This window comes from Aquimarina sp. RZ0 (genome assembly GCF_008370685.1).
GTDB lineage: Bacteria > Bacteroidota > Bacteroidia > Flavobacteriales > Flavobacteriaceae > Aquimarina.
The window spans coordinates 48493-67595 of record NZ_VTZU01000033.1; the positions used below are offsets into that span (position 1 = coordinate 48493).

13 protein-coding genes, 1 other RNA gene and 1 pseudogene are annotated in these 19103 nt (G+C 33.5%); 7 read left to right on the forward strand and 8 right to left on the reverse strand.

What is annotated here, in order from left to right; all coding sequences use genetic code 11:
- Positions 1-502 precede the first annotated feature (502 nt).
- Positions 503-646 carry a hypothetical protein gene (locus tag F0000_RS27760; RefSeq protein WP_188112123.1) on the forward strand — a complete coding sequence of 48 codons (144 nt, stop codon included), beginning with the start codon at positions 503-505 and terminating at the stop codon, positions 644-646.
- A gap of 88 nt (positions 647-734) precedes the next feature.
- Here F0000_RS27760 and F0000_RS13745 read toward each other — a convergent pair.
- Positions 735-2533 (reverse strand): annotated as a pseudogene (locus F0000_RS13745) (DNA polymerase III subunit gamma/tau).
- Between the two features lie 126 nt (positions 2534-2659).
- Between F0000_RS13745 and rnpB the strand changes: the two are divergent.
- Positions 2660-2972: RNase P RNA component class A (gene rnpB, locus F0000_RS13750), an RNA gene on the forward strand.
- 738 nt (positions 2973-3710) lie between these two features.
- On the opposite strand, the gene F0000_RS13755 is transcribed toward rnpB, so the two are convergent.
- Positions 3711-7040 carry a reprolysin-like metallopeptidase gene (locus tag F0000_RS13755; protein ID WP_149625300.1) on the reverse strand — a complete coding sequence of 1110 codons (3330 nt, stop codon included), beginning with the start codon at positions 7038-7040 and terminating at the stop codon, positions 3711-3713.
- 627 nt (positions 7041-7667) lie between these two features.
- Between F0000_RS13755 and F0000_RS13760 the strand changes: the two genes are divergently transcribed.
- Positions 7668-8819, forward strand: coding sequence for a family 16 glycosylhydrolase (locus F0000_RS13760; RefSeq protein WP_149625301.1), 1152 nt, complete (start codon positions 7668-7670; stop codon positions 8817-8819).
- A gap of 157 nt (positions 8820-8976) precedes the next feature.
- On the opposite strand, the gene F0000_RS13765 is transcribed toward F0000_RS13760, so the two are convergent.
- Positions 8977-9354 carry a LysM peptidoglycan-binding domain-containing protein gene (locus F0000_RS13765; RefSeq protein WP_149625302.1) on the reverse strand — a complete coding sequence of 126 codons (378 nt, stop codon included), beginning with the start codon at positions 9352-9354 and terminating at the stop codon, positions 8977-8979.
- A gap of 154 nt (positions 9355-9508) precedes the next feature.
- Here F0000_RS13765 and F0000_RS13770 point away from each other — a divergent pair, with 154 nt between their 5' ends.
- Positions 9509-10297, forward strand: coding sequence for a tRNA pseudouridine(38-40) synthase TruA (locus F0000_RS13770; protein ID WP_149625303.1), 789 nt, complete (start codon positions 9509-9511; stop codon positions 10295-10297).
- 7 nt (positions 10298-10304) lie between these two features.
- Positions 10305-10955, forward strand: a complete 651-nt coding sequence (locus tag F0000_RS13775; protein ID WP_149625304.1) for an MOSC domain-containing protein — start codon at positions 10305-10307, stop codon at positions 10953-10955.
- Positions 10956-10968: 13 nt separating this feature from the next.
- Here F0000_RS13775 and recQ read toward each other — a convergent pair whose 3' ends face one another.
- The 5 genes from recQ to epsC form a co-directional block, all read right to left on the reverse strand.
- Complete coding sequence (recQ, locus tag F0000_RS13780; protein ID WP_149625305.1) at positions 10969-13089, reverse strand: DNA helicase RecQ; 2121 nt, start codon at positions 13087-13089, stop codon at positions 10969-10971.
- 76 nt (positions 13090-13165) lie between these two features.
- A complete protein-coding gene (locus F0000_RS13785) occupies positions 13166-14170 on the reverse strand; it encodes a phytanoyl-CoA dioxygenase (RefSeq protein WP_149625306.1) in 1005 nt (334 codons plus the stop codon).
- Between the two features lie 140 nt (positions 14171-14310).
- The gene (locus F0000_RS13790) at positions 14311-15018 is read right to left on the reverse strand and encodes an SDR family oxidoreductase (protein WP_149625307.1); all 708 of its coding nucleotides are present in this window, start codon (positions 15016-15018) and stop codon (positions 14311-14313) included.
- A gap of 61 nt (positions 15019-15079) precedes the next feature.
- Entirely contained in the window at positions 15080-15964 is an 885-nt protein-coding gene (gene cysM, locus F0000_RS13795) for a cysteine synthase CysM (protein WP_149625308.1), read from the reverse strand.
- Positions 15965-15966: 2 nt separating this feature from the next.
- Positions 15967-16758, reverse strand: coding sequence for a serine O-acetyltransferase EpsC (gene epsC / locus F0000_RS13800; RefSeq protein ID WP_149625309.1), 792 nt, complete (start codon positions 16756-16758; stop codon positions 15967-15969).
- A gap of 191 nt (positions 16759-16949) precedes the next feature.
- Between epsC and F0000_RS13805 the strand changes: the two genes are divergently transcribed.
- Both F0000_RS13805 and F0000_RS13810 read left to right on the forward strand, forming a co-directional pair.
- The gene (locus F0000_RS13805) at positions 16950-17627 is read left to right on the forward strand and encodes a DUF2461 domain-containing protein (protein WP_149625310.1); all 678 of its coding nucleotides are present in this window, start codon (positions 16950-16952) and stop codon (positions 17625-17627) included.
- An 81-nt stretch (positions 17628-17708) separates the two neighbouring features.
- The gene (locus F0000_RS13810) at positions 17709-18698 is read left to right on the forward strand and encodes a type I glyceraldehyde-3-phosphate dehydrogenase (protein ID WP_149625311.1); all 990 of its coding nucleotides are present in this window, start codon (positions 17709-17711) and stop codon (positions 18696-18698) included.
- Positions 18699-19103 lie beyond the last annotated feature (405 nt).

The following is a 19103-nucleotide window of genomic DNA, read 5'->3' on the forward strand; positions in this document are numbered from 1 at the left end:
GGAGTTTAAACCATTGCTTAGAAAATTAATTTTTTGATATTATTATTAATAAGTGTGGTTGTAACGGGTTTATTTATTGATTTATTAATAGAATTACCTGTAAATTGATGATTCAGTAAATATAGGTATTGAGTACCTGTATTTATAGTGTTGAAATGGGAAAATTTAGTTGATAAAATCTTTGCTTAAAAATATAATATTTAGTTTTTTAATAGAATAAATAAACAGCTATTCATTATAATGTACTTTTTTTGATTAAATAGAGTTGTTAGTTTTTTATTTTTATTTTTTTTTAATCAAAATAGTATGTTTGGGATAGCATTATATATAAGAATTAGTTCTTATCTTGAAGTATCAATATCAACGAAAAAGAGTAAAATTTGAATGAGTAATTCTAAATCACCATGGTATTGATTGCTTTGTATGGAATTTTATATAAAAAAATAACTGTTATCGATGTAAGTTTTTATGTATTAAAAGACTTAGGTTATAAACTAAATTTATGATTGGAGCATTGTTTGATTATTTGACGGGTAGAGGAGGAATATTGATTTTAGGATTATTTGTTGTCATTGTAGTTTTGTATAATAAAATCAGAGATAGATACTATTTCAAGAGGTCATCATCAGGAAAAGGAAAAAAATAAAAGAGGAGAGTTTGCAATATGACTTTATCTGGGAGGGGTGATTTTATATTCAAATAAAGCGAGTGTAGATGTATTGAGGCTTTTTTAATCAAATATCTAAATCAAAAGAAGATCTAAGTTTATCAATAAGCGGATTTTTTTCTCTTAATTTATTGTATTTGTCTTGTGGAGTAAAAGCATATTTTTTAGAAGCTTCTTCATTAACGGTAATGTGTAAGGTGATAGAATAATTATCAAGTTTTTTATATAAAAATTGTAGTAATCCTGATTGGGCACTTTGCAAGTCTATCTTCATAGATTCATTAGGAAGTTCAAGGCATATTTCGAATCCTTTTAGCGTTGGAGTATTCATAGCAAACATAGAGCCTATAATACGTTCCCCTTTTTTATCTTGCATTTTTCCATAATCAGCCCATGCATTTTGCATTTCTTCTTCAGTAAATGATGATGTTGGTAAATTAGAGGGATCAATTACTTTTTCTACTTTACTTTCTTCGTGTTCTTTTTTCCTTTTTATACTATTTAGAGATAAACCAGAGGTTCTACGTTCTCTATTAGGTAAAATAGATTTTTTTTTACTATCCGTATCTGCGGGTGGATTACTTTTTGTAAGATGTTCTGAACTATTATTTTGTGCGGTGAGTTCTTTGGTCTCAGTATTGACACTATGTATCTCATGCTTTTCTTGAGGTACACTAGTTTCATTATTTTTAGCAACTACTGTTTTTTTCTCTTTTTTTAGCTCAGAAGCTATATCAATTGGTTTTATTCCTTTTTTTTCGAAATAATCAGGTGGGATTATATAATGCTGCCCTTTTTTTTTTCTCCATCTTCAGTAAGTATGGAGGCAAGTTGCATTAGACATAATTCTACTAGCAATCGCTGATTTCTGCTGGCTTTGTATTTTAGGTCACAATCATTCGCTAATTCTATTCCTTTCACTAAAAATTGATATGCTGATTTTTGTGATTGCTCTAAATATTTGGATTTTGTTTGCTCTCCAACTTCCAGCAAATTAATAGTCGCAGAATTTTTACAAACTAATAAATCTCTAAAATGTGATGCTAATCCAGAAATAAAATGATGTCCATCAAATCCCTGAGCCAGAATATCATTAAATTCCAGTAATAATTGAGCGATATTATTCTCAATTATAAGATCCGTACTTTTAAAATAGGTTTCATAATCTAAAACATTAAGATTTTCGGTAACCGCCTGCCTTGTTAGATTTTTACCGCTAAAACTAACAACTCTATCAAATATTGACAATGCATCCCGCATAGCACCATCTGCTTTTTGAGCTATGATTTGTAATGCATCTTCATCTGCTATAATATCTTCACTTTTTGCTACTTCCATGAGATGCTTTTTAGCATCGGTAACAGTAATTCTTTTAAAATCGAATATTTGACAACGAGATAATATCGTAGGAATAATTTTATGTTTCTCGGTTGTCGCTAGAATAAAAATTGCGTGTTTTGGTGGTTCTTCTAACGTTTTTAAAAAAGCATTAAAAGCTGCCTGAGAGAGCATATGTACCTCATCTATAATATATACTTTGTATTTACCTACCTGAGGAGGAATACGAACCTGATCAATTAAATTACGGATATCATCTACTGAGTTATTTGATGCAGCATCTAATTCGAATATATTAAAAGCAAAATCTTCGTCAGGATTGTCGTTACCTTCCTGATTAATAGTTTTTGCAAGAATTCTTGCACACGATGTTTTACCAACTCCTCTGGGACCTGTAAATAATAGCGCCTGAGCAAGATGGTCGTTTTCTATGGCATTCAATAATGTATTGGTAATGGCCTGTTGCCCCACAACGTCCTTAAAGGTTTGAGGTCTGTATTTACGCGCAGATACTATAAAATGCTCCATCGGTACAAAGTTAAAAATAGAATGGAAATATAGAATTATAGGGTTTAAATTTTATTGCGAGTTATTAACAGGTAAAAATAGTTCTGTTTTTTTAACCTAGATTTTCTAATTGTCATATTTTTGCGGCAAGCAGATCACCTTATCGCTGTCTTGATCTATATCAGGAGAGAGGAAAGTCCGGACACCATAGCTCAGTATAGCGGGTAATGCCCGTCCATTGCAAAATGAGGACAAGTGCAACAGAAAGTATGTACAGGTAAGGCTGTAGTGAAACCAGGTAAACTCTATACGGTGCAACGTCATGTATACTAACTTTTGAGGGTTGAGCGCCCAACGTTAGAGGGTAGACGGTTTGATTTTGATAGTAATGTCAAAACTAGATAAATGATAAGGATCCACTTTTATGGTTACAGAATCCGGCTTATGATCTGCTTTTTTATATTATTTGTTTTTAGTGACCAAGCTTTCATCATGTATTAAATTTGTTATAAATTACTAGTAGATTGTATTTAGAGTATGTTTAAAAAGAATACAAATTGAAAATCAATAGTTTGAGGTTCTGAGTACACTTCAAATGATGAGAATATCGAGATATTTTAATTATTTGAAGTAAGCTCACGGTTCTTAAAATATTTTTTTTCAGGAAGTAAGGTTTTTAAACAAGCTCTTATGATAAAATTTAAAAACAAAGTAAAATAGGTGACTGTACTGTATTTATAATACCATTTCTGATTTAGAATTACCCATTCAAATTTCACTCTTTTTCGTTTATATTTCAAAATAAATAGAAGCCGTAATTCTGACTATGCTCCATTTTTCTTTTTGCTTAAACAAAAAAGTTATAGCACTTTATTCGAGTTCATTGAATAAATCCAAATCAGAATCGAATAACGGATAAGAATAATACGATTTGTGATTAAAAAATTCGTATAAATTCATTGAATTATTTTTTCTTTATGCAAGGCAAAAAAATCAAGCATAGCTATAGCTACGGTTTATTTTTTAAACGAAGTAGAAAGGAAAAAGAAACGATGAATATGCGAAATTTTTAGTTATAAATCGTATAATACATTTTTGTAATCAGATTTTAAGAATAGAATGAAGAACATTTATAATTGAAAAAAAAGCCTTCAAAACTAAATTTTGAAGGCTTTATATAACGTATTTGACTAATTACTTATTTTATAATAATTGAGTGAATTGATTTTTTAATAGAATCACCTATAGAAAGGATATAAGAACCGGACTGAATTCCATCCAGAGAGATCGATTTATTTGCTATTTGACCTTGAGAAATTACTCTTCCTCTTAGATCAAATAGTATGTACGAACTTTTATTATCAGGAATAGAAATATTTAGAATACGAGCAGTTCCCACCGGGTTTGGAAATACACTGATTGCTATAGGTTTTGTAGTAATAAAATTAACAACTTCTGATCCTCCTCTTGCAGCTCCACCTAGCGTGAATGTGGTAGCTTCAGAACTGCCAAATGATGCTCCAGATGCTAATGAGGTGTTTCCTGCCGTTACCGAATAAGAACCGTTTCCGAATGAACAACAAATACCATCACCATAAGTGTCATTAATAGTAAATGTATATGTTCCAGCATCCAGACACTCCGAAACAGTTAAGGTAGATCCGTCTGCTTGAGAAGCATATGTGCCTCCAGAAGCTACAATTTGATTACTGCTATTCACTATTTCCCAACTAGTTTCTTCTGGATAATCATCAAATGTAATTGATACTGTAATATCAGAACAAGACGGAGGCGTTACCGTATTAGTTATCAATTGAATATCATCTATAGCCATATCACCACGCCAGGAGGTACTAGTGATACCACTAAATCTTAATCTAAGACCATTTCCGGTATACGTAGCAAGATCAAGACTTTCTGATTTCCAGGAATTTCCTTGATTCCCTGATTTTGACCAAATGGAAGTCCAGGTAGCCCCATTATCACTACTCGCTTCTAATGCCAAAGTACCCATGCTAGAACCAAACATATGATATTGGAAAGCAAAAGTAGCTTGTGTAGTTCCGCTTAGATCAAAGCAAGGTGAGTTTAATACTGCTTTTTTAGTAGGATAACCAGATCCGTTGCCAGAGGCTTCTATATACATATAATACGTTCCTTGAGCAGCATCTGATGGACCTGTGCTATTTGATGGTGTCCCAGCAGAATCATTTATCCAATCGATGTCATCAGAAGAGGACTGACTCCAGTCTCCCAAAGAATTTTCAAAACTTTCTGCGTATGGAAAAGAAGTTATTCCTCCTGTACATCCATTACCACCAGTACCTCCGGGAAGTGTAGTAGCGGTTACTATGTTACTAAAATCAGATTGATTGTTTGCAGCATCTTTTGCTTTTATGCTAAAAGAATATGTTGTCTCGGGTGATAATCCGGTTACCTGATAAGCAGTAGATACAACGGTAGCAATAACAGTATTTTCTTGATAAACATCATATCCTGTTACACCCGTATTATCAGTAGCAGCATTCCAGGAGAGGTCAATCGTGTTTTGCGTTGTATTAGAAACAATTAGATTGGTAGGAGCAGTAGGAGCTTGTGTATCTGGAGTAACCTGACCACTAATTTCAAAATCTGCATTGGAAATATCAAAAAATACATTCCCTGACCCTTTTACCATAATTCTGTTCTGAATACCTTGAGCATTAGGTACAGTAATGGTATGAGATCCATCATTAGGAACCCCTGTGGCCAACGCTATAGTATATGTATCACCTCCATCAGTAGATAATAAAATATCTACATTTGCGGTATCTACACCATTGGCAGTAGTACCGGCAACATCCCAGGTTACCGTTTGAGCAGAACCGGCTAACCAGCTTACATTTGTATTTGGTGTGATTACCAGGAATGGTCCTGCATTAGCAGTTACATTTACTTTCATATTATCACTTTGGTTACCAGCACCGCCGGCTTTGTTGTCTCTAACCGTGAGTCTGAAGTTTAAAGTTCTTGTCACATCAGGTATAGCCTCCCATTGCCAGGAAGTAGCTCCAGTTTTAATAGTTGATAACCTTGGAAAATATCTTTGATTAGAGGTAGAAGGATTAAAAGATCTAAAAGCAACACCAGAAGTAGCTGTTACATTCGGGTAGGTAGAAGTTGCATTATTTTCGTCGAATTGTTCCCAGCAATATGTAAGTACATCTCCACTATTAGTATCAGATCCTTGACCTGTTAATATAAATGGAGTACTTTTTGGTACGGTATAGTCCGATCCAGCATTTGCAGTTGGGATAGCATTGCCAGTATTTGTATTGGTCTGACAACTTGTAGATTTCACATAATTAGTAATCTGCTGAATACTTATCGCGTGAAAATAAGGGTCACTATTTTGTTGTACATCTGTTGCTCCTGTAATACCTGCATATCCCATAATTGTAGAACCACTTCCTGGTTCCATTTGTACATTTCTTCCTTCATTACCGCCGTGAGTCCAGGTATGATTTCCTCCAAATTGATGTCCCATTTCATGTGCGACATAATCAACATCAAAAGCGTCCCCGATAGGATCTGCTCTCGATGTAAATGCACTCCCTTTGTTTCCATTTATACATACACATCCAATACATCCTGCATTACCATTATTACCAGCTTTCGCAAATAAGTGACCAATATCATAATTAGCTTCTCCAATCACATTGGTAAGTGTTGATTGTAATTGACTGTTGAATCCTCCGTTAGAATAAGGGTCGGTACTTGCATTCGTATAGATTACATCATCTGTATTTCCTATTAGAACCATAGTTACAGCAAAATCACTTTCAAAAATAGCATTCACACGTGTCATAGTAGTATTGATTGCTGCGAGTGCACCGGCTTTAGTGCCTCCATGAAATTGTGTGTATTCTCCGTTGGTAGAGACGGCTAATCTATAGGTTCTTAATGTTCCGTCATCTGCGTTTTTTTGGTTATTAGATGTTTGCCCTGTTAGATTTTTAGTGTTTTCATCAACCAGACATCTGAATTTTTCTACTGTAGTTGATTTATCACCCCTGGAATACACTGTATATGTCATACCATCTTTTGCGATAGGTTCTATAAAAACGGCACCTCTATCGCTTAGAAGCATCGTTTGCAGACCATTCGGCGATATACTAAAGCGTATTCTGTCTGAAGGGTTATCAATTCCCTGACCCGCATATGATTTAATTCCTGGATACCTGGCAGAAAGATCAGAAGACAATACAGGAGCTTCAAAAATTCTAAAGGACTCTAATTGTCCGTTTACATTTGGGAAATTAATAATTACAGAAGAGCTCAATGATTTACCTCGCAAGGGAGATTTCTGAATTATTTTTTTAAAACGTTGAAAATCTAATCTAAAAAGAGTTTTCGTTGGTAAATCCTTCTTTGCGGAAATAATAGTCGATTTTTTTAGATTGTTGTTGGTTTTTTTCCAAAGGTTGTTTTGAGAAAAACTGTAGCTTATTACGAATAAGCCAATGAGTAATGATAATCGTATTTTCATATTAATATTATATTGAGTTAGCGATGCCAAATGTAGAAATATTTATAAAATCAATGTGAAATATTGAACACAAAAAGGACTAGTTGTTATTAATAATATAATTAATAGAATAGAGTGCTATTTATTAATGATTTTGTAATAAATGAGTTGGTTTTTTATGGTTTAGTTTGTCATATTAATAATGTTAAAATCATGAAAAATTCTTATGGTTAGTTTATAGTTTATTTTTCTAATATGATTGCTTTGAAATGGGGAAAATTCATGACAAGACAAGTTTGTGAACGTTGTGCTAGTATGAATTGATCGTCAGAAAGAATAGAAGTATTTGATGGAGCGTATTTATTATTCATTGTAGTTCAGTTAGAAAGAGTATGTTTTTTACATAAAAAATACATATATTTAGAAATAAATTAGAGTTGTTTAAATAGGGGGGAGATCTATTTTAAATACTGAACTCATCTTGAGTACTGCTTTGACCTGCAAAATTTACATTTTGCACTCTAATTTTGTTGTTTTTTTAACTGTAGCTATGGCTATGCTGAAAAAAACCTACTTCATTATAGTACAAAATCCAAACTTTTCGGTTGAAAATCACGACTCAATATGAGTTTAATCTAAAAATTAATTATGAAGAAAATTAAGTTAGGAATGTTAGTGATTTTGTATTTAGTATTTTTAAGTTGTAGTAGTGATAATACAGAGGCTAATGTTATGGACAACAACGGACAGGAAGAAGAGGAGAATACTTCGGATGGTGGTGATGGCAATGATAACGACAATGCTGCTGCTCAATTTGGTTTGGGAGGAATTATATCTGATTGTCCTCAGGGTGACAGTAATTTGTTTGATACTCCCGTGAATAATAATTTAGCTCCTGTGGATCGTTCTAAGTTTGGTATGAAATCCTGGAGTCTTGTAGAGGCATTATCAGATGAATTTAATTATGATACCGGAGTGCCTTCACAGGCATTCAAAGATAAATGGAAACTAGGCTTTGTAAATGATTTTACAGGGCCAATACCTACAGTATGGACGGGAGAACAGGTTTCGATAGAAGATAATGGCGTATTAGTTTTGGAAGCCAGAGAAACAGGCGTTAATGCCGACAGGAGGCTGCTTTGCGGTATGATTTCCACCTGGGCAAAAAGTAGTTATCCTTTGTTTCAGGAAGCTAAAGTGAAAATAAGTAATTCTCAATTGGCAAATGCAGTTTGGATGTTGAGTAGCGATCCCGGAACAACAGAAGAAATAGATAATGTAGAGGCATATGGACCTACAATCAGAGCTGATGGGCAGCGTGCTGAACAAGATTATTTTACAGATCGTATTCATTTAAGCCATCATACGTTTGATAATCAAAATGGAGTAAGATTGGATTATCAGCCTAAAAGACAAACCTGGATGTCTCGAAAAAAAAGCGAAGGTAATTGTAGTAGAGATAATGATGTGGTATGGAGTGAAGATTTTCATTATTTTGGAGTGAAATGGGTGAGTCCAAACCGATTAGAATATTTTATTGATGGCGAATTGGTAAGAGTTGTTGAAGGACTTGCCGTTGATGATGGTATTGATCCTCAAAGGTATACTAAATGTGGAGAAGGTCTCACGAGAGAAATGCATATGCTTATTAGCCATGCTGCTCAAGACTGGCGCTATGGAAGTGTTGATAATTTTTGGAATAGTTCGGATATAAAGACAGGTGAAAATACCAAAATGCGAATTGATTGGCTACGAGTGTACACGCCTACAGGAGAATTAAATCAAAAAAGTTGTAACTAAAAAACTATTTATTAAACTACTACTGGTTTAGAGGTAGTAGTAGTTTTTATTTAATGTCTGGTCTGAAATACAGCAAAATCAAAATCTCATCAAAAATCTTTCAAATTATGAAAATTGTCTATTTCCGACCAGACACTAATTATCATTATAAAATATCTTATATATTAGGAATAATCAATTCCTGATCAGGGTGAATGACATCAGGATTTTTGAGGATATGGGTATTTGCTTCAAAAATTTGCTTATACTTCATAGGATCTTTAAAATAGTGTTTTGCTATTTTACTCAAAGATTCTCCGCTTTTTACAATATGTCTATGGTAGACAGAATCATCAGCTACGGCAATATCAGCAACGATATCATTAGGTGATTCCCCACCAATCTCTTTAATTTTATCCCAAATCTGATTTTTTTCATATTGAGTTCCTGCCGTACCTTTTACAGTAAGTACTCCGTTATCTTCAGTTACATCACCATTTTGAATATTTAATTCCTGCCCCAAGTCTAAAACGTCTTGATATTTTGCTTTTACCATAACTAAAATGATTTTTAAGTTAATTAATTAGATTTACTCAAATATAGTAATTTCTAGAGTTGATTTTATAGTATTTATTAATTAAAAAACAGTAAAACATCGATGAAATACATAATTTGTCTATATTCGAAAATGTATTCATACAAGTACACACATGTTTAGAAAACGATTTTATTATCTTATAAAACTGCAGTATCTGGGCTTCAGATATCATGGATGGCAAAAACAGCCAGAAGTGAATACCTTGCAACGAATGGTAGAAAGAACAATCAATTATATATTAGACCATAAAGGGTTTAAAGTTTTAGCAGCAGGGAGGACCGATGCAAAGGTATCTGCAAATGAAGCTTATATAGAATTATTTGTAGATCATGAGGCACTAGTGCTAAATTTTTTTTTTGATTTATTAAATCAAAACCTCCCTCAGGATATACGTGCGATTAGTATTCAGGAAACAGATGAACAGTTTAATATTATCCAGCATCCTAAGATTAAAGAATATATTTATTTGTTTTGTTATGGAGAGAAATTTCATCCTTTTTGTGCACCTTTTATGTATAATGTACTAGAAGAGCTTAATATTAAAGAAATGCAAAAGGCTGCAAAACTATTCGAGGGAAAGCATAACTTTAGATCCTATTGTTATCGCCCCAATGCAAATACAATTCTGGAAGGAGAGATTATTTCCTGTGAAATAGTTGAAAATACACTTTACACAGCTAATTTCTTTCCTGAAGCGAGTTATTTATTAAGGGTAAAAGGAGCAGGTTTTAAAAGAAATCAGATTCGCTTGATGATGGGGGCATTATTAGATCTTGGTAAAGGAAAGATTGATGTTGATTTTATAAAAAACACCTTAAATCCTGACGCTGATCCAATAGTATTAGAGCATATTGTTCCGGGTTCTGGGTTGATCCTAAATGCGGTAACACTTAAAAAGTAAATATTTAATGAAGGTTATTTCGACAAATATTGGAGAACCAAAGACTATTAGCTGGAGAGGTAATCAAGTAAAAACGGGTATCTATAAGTATCCTGTGGATACATCTATTTTTCTTGACAAAGAAGATGTAAAAAACGACCATGTTATAGATAGAAAAGTTCATGGAGGCGTGGATAAAGCTTGTTATCTATATGCTGCTGAGCATTATCCATATTGGAAAGAAAAATATCCTGATTTGACTTGGGATTATGGAATGTTTGGCGAAAACCTTACTATTTTGGGACTGGATGAACGTATTATAAATATAGGTAATATTTATAAGGTAGGGGATGCAATCGTTCAGGTTTCTCAGCCCAGAAGACCTTGTTTTAAATTAGGAATACGGTTTGGAACACAAGCCATCTTAAAACAATTTATAGAAGCCTTAATTCCGGGAATGTATCTTAGAGTGTTAACGCCGGGATATGTAAAAGCCTCTGATACACTAGTATTACAGGAAGAAAATACTAAAGGGGTATCAATTCGTGAGATGTATCTATTGTTGTATGATCAAACACCACATTATGAGGTGGCTAAAAAAGCTTTGGATGATCCATATATTACAGTAAGTAATAAGGCAGCTATTTTAGGTAAATATGGGAGTACTTTTCCTGAATGATGTATAGATTATTCTAAGTGTCATTGTTTTCTAAAATAGTCAAAGCTAGTTTGATGGTGTTGTAATCCATAGCTTGCTCAAAATGCTCAAAATATGGTTTAAGAGTGTCCGGATGTTCGAGGGCTTCTTTTGCCTGTTCAACTGATTTAATATCTTCTGCACTGATAAATTGGGTAAGATCAATATCTTCACCATCTGCGTGTAGTTTCATGATGTGTGAAAATATAGTAGATTCTGCCAGTTTTCGTTCTGCTGCAATTTCAGTTATGGAGAGTCCATTTTTATAGAGGTTTAATGTTTCTTTATAGGAGCTACCTTTATTTTTATTTGTTTTTTTCTTCTTATTTGTTTTTTCCGCAGAAAAATCTATAATCGTCTTTATAAACTGAAATCCGTAGTTCTGCATTTTTTGTTTACCCACACCACTAATCTGCATAAATTCTTCATCAGTCATCGGTCTGAATTTTTCCATTTCTTTCAAAGTAGCATCGCTAAAAATTTGATATGCAGGAATTCCGGCTTCTCTGGCAAGATCTAATCGTAATTGTCTTAGTTTTTCGAATAAATCTGGTGTTTTAGTTTTGGTTACTTCTTCGAGTATTATTTCTTTTTTCTTTTTAAATTCTATCAGGTTGGCCAGACTTACTTTCTCTCCCTCGAACAGCACTTTTTTAGAAAGAGCTGTAAGTTTTAGCTTGTTATTTTGATGAAAGGCAATTTCAAGATATCCTTGATTAATAAGCTGTATGATATACTGTTGCCAATCCTGCCAGGAAATATCTTTAGCAATACCATAGGTTTTTACGTGTTGATACCCTTTATCAAGTACTACCGCATTTTGTGCACCTCTTAAAATATCAATTACAGTTCCTATAGGTTCTTCTTCTTTTATCCTTACCACCGTTGATAATGCTTTTTGTGCAATGATAGTTCCGTCGATAAAACTAGGTGGATTTTTACACACATCACAATTACCACAATCTTCTTGTATTAGTTCTCCAAAATAACTTAATAAAATTTTTCTTCTGCAACTTAGAGAATCTGCATACTGTTTCATTCGATCCAGTTTTGCTATCTGTACGTCCTGGTTACCAGACATATTTGCAAATTTTTGTAATTGTACTACATCTGCATAACTATGAAATAATAAGGTAGAAGAAGGTAACCCATCACGTCCGGCACGTCCAATTTCCTGGTAGTATCCTTCAATGTTTTTAGGTAAATTATAATGGATAACCCATCGTACATTGGATTTGTCAATTCCCATCCCAAAAGCAATGGTTGCACATACAATTTGTACCGTATCGTTAATGAAACCTTCTTGTACTTTTGATCGTTGCAGATGATCAATACCTGCGTGATATGCTTCTGCAATAAATCCCTGACCTTGCAATTTTTCGGCAAGCATTTCTGTAGTCTTCCTACTTAGACAGTATATAATTCCGCAATCATTAGGTTTGTCCTGCAGGAAATTAAAAATTTGTTCAATTCTTTTATTTCCCGGACGAACCTCAAGACTTAAATTTTTACGATCAAAAGACGCTAAATATTGAGTAGCATGAGGAATATTGAGTTGATCACAGATATCTTTTCTGGTTGCTTTATCCGCTGTTGCTGTAAGTGCAATTGCCGGAGTTTCCGGAAAACGATTTTTCAGATATCCAAGTTGGGTATATGCAGGTCTGAAATCATGTCCCCAGGAAGAGATACAGTGCGCTTCATCAATGGCAATCAAGCTAATTTCTATTTGGGATAGGATGGTATCCAGAAAACTCAAACTCTCTGGAGCTACATAAAGAAGTTTGATTTTTTTATCCAGAAGGTTTTGATAAATATCTTGTTGTTCATTTTCATTTTGACTACTATTTACATATGATGCCTGTATGCCATTGGCTCTTAATCCATCGACCTGATCTTTCATTAATGCAATCAAAGGAGAAATGACCAGGGTAATGCCGGGTAAGAGTAAAGCAGGTAATTGATAGCAGATGGATTTACCGCCACCAGTAGGCATTATAACCAAGTTGTCTGATCCATTAAAAATAGAACCGATGATTTCTTGTTGTAAAGGACGGAAGCTGTCATACCCAAAATACTCTTTTAGCGTATGTAAGATTTGTGTTTGTTCTGGCATAATTACAAAGAAAATAAAAAGAGGTGAAAAAACCAGAGATGTGAGTAAATACTAATGCCAATTTTGAAAGATTTACTTAGATAGGAATTTCTTTTAAAAATTCATGTTTTAGACCTACTTGTGGTTTTAATTCATAAGTGAATTTTATTGCAGTATGAGTATGCTTCAAATGGGTTTCCAGATCTATTTGATACGGGATTGTGAGTGAAGATTCTCCTCGTTTTAACCATAGGTTTTTATAAATATGAACCTGGGTATCTATAATGATAATTTTATAATTAGTTTTTAACTTAATTTTTTTTGAAGAGAAATGTTGTGGGAGCTCAGATACTTTTGTGTGATACAAAAATGTTTGGCGCACATCAAAAATACAAGATACTTCGTCTTTTACGGATTTTTTTTCAGGATTTGTATTTGATACGGATGCATCCAGAGTGACATTATTGGGAATTACTTTTACTTGTTGTGGTAATTGTGGTAACATATTCCATAGTATAGGTACATAGGATTCTCTGTATAACAAAGCATCTAATGTTTCGCTAAAAAGGACATGTATGGAATGTGCATCAGGAATTTTAAATGTTACAGCATCTGCTAGATAGAATTCTTTTACGTATGCTGATAAAGACAATGAATCAATCAATTTTGTGGCTAATGCCAAGGAATCTTTATTGATTTCTAATACAGAGAACTGTATTTCATCAGGGTGGAATAAGGGAGCAACCAATGTAACAAAGGGAGCATATGGCCCACATCCTGCATAAAATATATGGATTCTTTGATTTGGATATTCTTTTTTAGCATCATTTATGGCGGCGATCATACCTTTTAGAAACAGCATAGTTCTCTTGTAATCCAATAAACATTGCGCAGCGTGATTCAGGGAAAGTGCCATGCCTGTAGCAGTTGGTACTGCAACAAGATGATTAAATTCTGTGTCATATCCGGATATGTTAGTGATCTCCTGAAAACATTCATGAATCTCATTAATAATTTGTACTACTTCCTCATTAGAGATCTCCTTGTTAATGAGTTGTTGTGATAAGAATTTTACCTTAAGAAATGTTTGTGTGGGATTCATAGGTTTAGAAATCTGATATGTACTAAAGTTACTAATTTAGAAATGAACTTTATGTATAAAAAAGATGAATCCTACTACGTTTGTTTTTCATCCTGAGAATTTTTAAAAAAACTCAGGATGAGAAACTAGGATGGATAGAATCAAAAAGGATTTGTAGCCCAAATAGTTACTTCGGGAATAAAGCCTTTGTCACTCATAGTCAGCGAAGAGATAATGGTATGTGCAATCTCGGTAGAAGACAGTTTGTTATCCGTATCAGTACGTTCTTTTCTTTCTGTGTTATCTGCAAAAGCGGTTGTAACTTCGCTAGGATTTATTAAACCAACTCGAATATTGTACTTTCTTAATTCTGCTTGCCAGGATTGGGTCATTCCTCTCAATGCAAACTTGGAAGAAGCGTATACACTGCCTCCGGCAAAACCTTTTAAGCTTGCTGTAGAACCAATATTTATAATATTTCCGTAATTTTGATCAATAAAATTTTTAGAAATTTCTTGCGTTAGCAGTGCTAAACCAAATACGTTTGTGGCATATACGGTTTGAAAATCTTCAATAGTAATTTCTCCTAATTTAGGGAAAACACCTATACCGGCATTATTGATGAGTATATCAATCTTACCTTCCAGCAGCGCTATACACTTTCTAGCATTTTCTAGTATATCAGCTATATTAGATATATCAAAAACGAAAGGTATTGCACCTATTTCTTTAGCAGTTTTTTCTAATCTAGCAGGATCTCTTCCTGTGATTACAACTTTAGCTCCTTCTTGTATTAATATTTTTGCAGTCTCTTTACCAATTCCCAGGCTTCCGCCGGTGATTAGGACGTGTGCATTGTTTAGCTTCATGTATAAACTAATTTGTTATTTTGAAATGATTTAAACTTTAGAAAATAGTTTGAAAAGATTGTTAATCAAACAAATCCGAACTAAGATATCGATCTCCACGATCACATATGATGGCAACTAATATCCCTTCGTCTAATGTTTCGGCAAGTTTTAAAGCTGCCGTTACAGAACCACCACTACTCATTCCAGAAAATACTCCTTCTTCCCTGGCAAGTCGTTTAGCCATTTCTGTAGCCTCTTCCTGACTTACTTCAATCACTTGATCTACTTTTTTTGGATTAAAAATTTTAGGAAGATATTCTTTTTCCCATTTACGAATACCGGGTATTCTGGATTCATCTGTAGGTTGGACACCTACAATTTGTATCGTTTCAGATTGCTCTTTTAAAAAGGTAGACGTTCCCATAATGGTACCTGTAGTTCCCATAGAGGATACAAAATGTGTAATTTTACCTTGGGTATCTCTCCATATTTCTGGTCCTGTAGTTTTATAATGAGCTTTCCAATTATCATCATTAGCGAATTGGTTGAGCATAACATATCCTTCATTATTTACTTTGGCTTCTGCATAATCACGAGCGCCTTCAATACCAACATCAGCAGAGGTAAGAGTAACCTTGGCGCCATAGGCTCTCATGGTTTGTACACGTTCTTTAGTTGAATTTTCTGGCATGACAAGTTCTATATCCAGTTTAAAAATTCCGGCAATCATTGCAAGTGCTATCCCTGTATTGCCACTGGTCGCTTCAATAAGCTTTGTGTTTTGATTGATATCACCCCGATCCAAAGCGGATTTTATCATATTATAAGCAGCCCGATCTTTGACACTCCCTCCCGGGTTATGACCTTCTAGTTTTAAGTATAATGTGATATTTGGGTTATTAACTAAGGAAGTAGCTTTTACTAAAGGTGTATTTCCGATTAGGTCTAATATGGTTTGAGACATTATTATATCACTTTTTTTATTTTTATTTCAGAAGTGTTGGATATGATAGAGTTTTCGGGTACAGAAGATGTAATCCATGCATTACCACCTATTGTACTATTTTCACCTATGACCGTAGTACCACCAAGAATGGTAGCATTTGCATATATAGTAACATTGTTTTCTACTGTAGGGTGTCTTTTTACGTTTCTTAATTTTCGATCTACATATAATCCTCCAAGGGTAACTCCCTGATATATCTTTACATTGTCTTTGATAATTGCAGTTTCGCCAATTACAATTCCTGTTGCATGATCTATAAAGAAAGATTCTCCGATTTCTGCAGCTGGATTGATATCGGTTCCTGTTAATCTATGTGAATATTCTGTCATCAATCTAGGGACTAATGGCAATCCAAATTTTAATAGTTCATGACTTAATCTGTATATAGCAATAGCATAAAACCCGGGATAAGCCAGGTATACTTCTTCTATAGAATTGGCAGCGGGATCACTTTTTATAAATGATTCTGCATCTTTGTTTAGTTTTTGCAGAATTTCTGGTAATCGCTCCAAATAAGATTGCCAGATTTTACTACAAGGTCTTCCAATTTCCCAACAAGCAAGATCTACTAATTCCTCAAATGTTTTTTCGAGAAGATCGATGTTTTTCTCTACTTCTGTATCTGTGTCAAAAAGGGTATAGAAAAGAAGATTTGTAAAATATTCAGTTCTTTCTTTGATCTTTAATCTAAGATTGGGATTCTTTTTTTGTTCTTCAATCTTAGCTATAACTTGTTTTCTTTCTTTACTCATTAGTGGCTTTTTTGAAAAGTCTAGTAAATATATAGAATATTGAACGAGCTACGTCTTAATTTATGCATAATACTTACATTTTTTAATTAATAATAATAACACGTATCCAAAATTTCCATATAGATATAAATTTAAGTTAAACTTATCTTTAGCGTATAGATTTTACTAATTTTAATGCTTAATATATTTTTATGAGTACAATACCAAAATCGGCTTTTGATTTTTTATTAGATCTAAAAAAGAATAATCATCGGGATTGGATGCAGGAACATAAAAAGCGGTATCAGTCTAATGAGAAAACACTGAAAACTTTTTATGGTAGGGTTATGGCGCGGTTGAATGAAACGGATGAGATAGAAAAAACAAAAGTTTTTAGAATTAATCGGGATGTTCGTTTTAGTAAGGATAAAACACCTTATAATGTGCATCGTAGTGTAAGTTTTAGCAGAGCAGGAGCACATCGTAGAGGAGGTTATTATTTAAGACTAGAATCAGGAAATTCCTTGATGGCAGGAGGTTTTTTTAGTCCTAATTCAGAAGATTTGTTGAGAATTAGAAAAGAATTCGAAATGGATGATCAGGAAATCAGGGATATACTTGCCAATTCAGAATTCAAAAATGCATTTGATGGATTCAATACAGATAATCAGGTTAAAACAGCTCCCAAAGGTTTTAATAAAGAACATCATGCTATTGATTTAATCAAGAATAAATCGTTTTTTGTGCAACATGCTTTTACGGATACCGAAGTTTTTGCTCCAGATTTCATAGATAAACTGGTATATCATTATGAACTGTTAAGACCCTATTTTGATTATATGAGTGATATATTGACTACGGATCTAAATGGAGTTTCTCTGATAGAATAGTACTAGAATTTATTAGATTTACTTTCAGAACTAAGATATATACTATTTAAATTTTTATATAAACCAACATAAAACAATACAATGAAAAGAATTGCAATTAATGGATTTGGAAGAATTGGTAGAGCAGCTCTCAAAGTAATTATGGAAGAACCAGAATTACAGGTTGTAGCGGTCAATGACTTAATGTCAATTGAAAATGCACAGTATTTACTAAAGTATGATAGTGTTTATGGCATTTATGATAGAGAAGTACGTATTGATGGTGATCATCTACAAGTTGGTGGAGAAAAAATAGTATACCTTAATCAGAGGGATCCAGCGCAATTACCGTGGAAAGAGTATAGTATTGATATTGTTATAGAAAGTACTGGTTTTTTTACGAATAGAGAAGATGCGGAGAAGCATATAAAGGCAGGAGCCACAAATGTTGTGATTTCTGGACCAACCAAAAGTGTAGATACGCCTACAGTAGTGCATGGAGTAAATACAGAAGAGGGTAAGACCGCTATTTTTTCTTGTGCTAGTTGCACTACGAATAATATCAGTCCAGTGGTAGAAATATTAGGAAGAACTATTGGTATAAAAAAAGCAATCTTAAATACGATTCACGCCTATACCGCATCACAAACGTTAGTAGATTCACCATCAAAGAAAAACCCAAGAATGGGTAGGGCAGGAGCTGTTAATTTAACTCCTACATCTACCGGTGCTGCTATTGCTACCACAAAGGCATTACCTCAGTTTGAAGGTAAATTTGACGGTGTAGCAGTAAGAACTCCTGTGCCAGTTGGTTCTGTAAGTGATGTCACTTTTGTTGCAGAACGAAATACTACTGCAGAAGAAATCAATGAAACACTGATAAAAGAATCAAAAACAGATAGATACCTAAACGTATTAGATGTTACCTATGAACCAATCGTTTCTTCTGATATCCAAATGAATCCTTATGCCTCTATAGTGGATGCTTCTATGACAAGAGTTGTGGACGGAGATTTGGTAAAAATAATGATTTGGTATGATAACGAATGGGGATTCACAAATCAAATGATCAGACAGATAAAGGAATTATAATAATACGATTTATAACTAAAAATTTAGCATATTCATCGTTTCTTTTTCCTTTCTACTTCGTTTAAAAAATAAACCGTAGCTATAGCTATGCTTGATTTTTTTGCCTTGCATAAAGAAAAAATAATTCAATGAATTTATACGAATTTTTTAATCACAAATCGTATAATATATCTACTATGAGGTTAGTATTATATTATTATTAGATTGGAGCGGTTTAAACTTTTTTCAATTGGTTATAGAAATGACCTTTTTCTTACTCCGTAAGCGCTGCTGGGAAGTATAAAAAACTTATTTTTTGGCTTGAATCAAAAACGTTTAAACCACTTCATTATACTCATCTTGACTTTTTTTTAACCGAAAAGGAGTTGGAATTTGCCCAGATAAGGCACTTTTTGCACTCCATAG

What these genes read in the sequence shown, in the direction of transcription:
- F0000_RS13775 (WP_149625304.1), top strand. Translation starts at nt 10,305, where the DNA reads ATGAAGGTTATTTCGACAAATATTGGAGAACCAAAGACTATTAGCTGG.
- F0000_RS13805 (WP_149625310.1), top strand. Translation starts at nt 16,950, where the DNA reads ATGAGTACAATACCAAAATCGGCTTTTGATTTTTTATTAGATCTAAAA.
- cysM (WP_149625308.1), bottom strand. Translation starts at nt 15,964, where the DNA reads ATGTCTCAAACCATATTAGACCTAATCGGAAATACACCTTTAGTAAAA.
- F0000_RS27760 (WP_188112123.1), top strand. Translation starts at nt 503, where the DNA reads ATGATTGGAGCATTGTTTGATTATTTGACGGGTAGAGGAGGAATATTG.
- F0000_RS13770 (WP_149625303.1), top strand. Translation starts at nt 9,509, where the DNA reads ATGTTTAGAAAACGATTTTATTATCTTATAAAACTGCAGTATCTGGGC.
- recQ (WP_149625305.1), bottom strand. Translation starts at nt 13,089, where the DNA reads ATGCCAGAACAAACACAAATCTTACATACGCTAAAAGAGTATTTTGGG.
- F0000_RS13765 (WP_149625302.1), bottom strand. Translation starts at nt 9,354, where the DNA reads ATGGTAAAAGCAAAATATCAAGACGTTTTAGACTTGGGGCAGGAATTA.
- F0000_RS13790 (WP_149625307.1), bottom strand. Translation starts at nt 15,018, where the DNA reads ATGAAGCTAAACAATGCACACGTCCTAATCACCGGCGGAAGCCTGGGA.
- epsC (WP_149625309.1), bottom strand. Translation starts at nt 16,758, where the DNA reads ATGAGTAAAGAAAGAAAACAAGTTATAGCTAAGATTGAAGAACAAAAA.
- F0000_RS13755 (WP_149625300.1), bottom strand. Translation starts at nt 7,040, where the DNA reads ATGAAAATACGATTATCATTACTCATTGGCTTATTCGTAATAAGCTAC.
- F0000_RS13785 (WP_149625306.1), bottom strand. Translation starts at nt 14,170, where the DNA reads ATGAATCCCACACAAACATTTCTTAAGGTAAAATTCTTATCACAACAA.
- F0000_RS13810 (WP_149625311.1), top strand. Translation starts at nt 17,709, where the DNA reads ATGAAAAGAATTGCAATTAATGGATTTGGAAGAATTGGTAGAGCAGCT.
- F0000_RS13760 (WP_149625301.1), top strand. Translation starts at nt 7,668, where the DNA reads ATGAAGAAAATTAAGTTAGGAATGTTAGTGATTTTGTATTTAGTATTT.